Annotated in this window: 2 protein-coding genes; both read left to right on the top strand. The window is 63.3% G+C overall.

All coding sequences use genetic code 11. From position 1 onward, the window contains the following. Positions 1–153: 153 nt before the first annotated feature. The gene (locus ACJH6J_RS30525; protein ID WP_406805048.1) at positions 154–435 is read left to right on the top strand and encodes a carotenoid oxygenase family protein; all 282 of its coding nucleotides are present in this window, start codon (positions 154–156) and stop codon (positions 433–435) included. Beyond that, positions 393–542: a carotenoid oxygenase family protein gene (locus ACJH6J_RS30520; protein WP_209841066.1), complete on the top strand. Its 150-nt coding sequence runs from the start codon at positions 393–395 to the stop codon at positions 540–542. Before ACJH6J_RS30525 ends, ACJH6J_RS30520 begins: the two co-directional genes overlap by 43 nt. The last annotated feature ends 505 nt before the right edge of the window (positions 543–1,047 follow it).

Raw genomic sequence — 1,047 nt, 5'->3', positions numbered from 1 at the left:
GACTCGGCACCGACCGAATCAACTGGAACGGAGGTCGCCTGAAACAAGCCGATCCACAGGTATTGACAATTCCTCCACCTGACCATCGACGAGTGGCCCCGCGGGCACCTGTCGCGGTTCCGGATCAGCAAGTCCGGACGGATCACCGAGACGGTGCTATCGGCAACGGCCCCAATGGAATTCCCCCAGTACGACTGGCGTCGCTCGACGCTGGAGCACAACGTCACCTACGCCTGCAAGGCCACCGAGGACGTCGGCCATTACAACGCGGTGACGCGCATCGACCACCGCACCGGGGATCAGACCACGTTCGACTTCGGCCTGGCCCAGACGGGCGAACCGTTGTTCGTGCCCCGTACCGCACCGCTGCCGAGGACGACGGCTGGCTGCTGGTGCTCAATCACGATCTGCGGAAGCATCGTTCGCAGCTGGTGATCTTCGATGCCCGCACCATCGAGGACGGGCCGCTGGCCACCGCGCATCTGGAACACCACCTGCCGATCGGGTTCCACGGCACGTTCACGCGGCGTGTCGCCGGCTGACGCTGCCTTCCGGCACGAGGCAGCCCGCCACGCGGAAATAACAGTCAGGTCGGGATCGGGCCAGGGACACGCAGGCCAGAGACAACGATTGCACTCGGGTCGAATAGATGTCGCGACTGCTACTCGGTCAGCGATGCTCTGCTTTCCTAGGCGGCGGTATCCGGCCAGCCAGGAACCGGTGGGTCTGCGACCGGTGCTGAATCAAGCACGCTCATGAGGATTTGAGCTCGCTGCTGGGGGTTGTGCGGCATCGCCTTGCTGCATTGTTCTAGTCGCTGGAGGTACTCGGGCGCCTGGGGCGTCGGTGAATCGTCTACCGGACCCCAGAAGTTACCCATAGCTGCGCCGTCAATGCGCCAGCGACCGAATACGTCCCCAATCGGCGCGGGGTTAGGGCCCTTCTGTGGAGTTCCCTTGTCCAGCCCTTTAGTGGCTCTTCATGATTGAGGGTGTAGAACGGTCAGCTGCTGTCGGCCTGTGATTGGGGTGTCTGGTTGGCTGGGTG

This window comes from Mycobacterium sp. SMC-18 (genome assembly GCF_045310895.1).
Lineage (GTDB): Bacteria > Actinomycetota > Actinomycetes > Mycobacteriales > Mycobacteriaceae > Mycobacterium.
The sequence above is the reverse complement of the archived record's forward strand: the minus strand, read 5'-3'. Positions and strand labels throughout refer to the sequence as shown.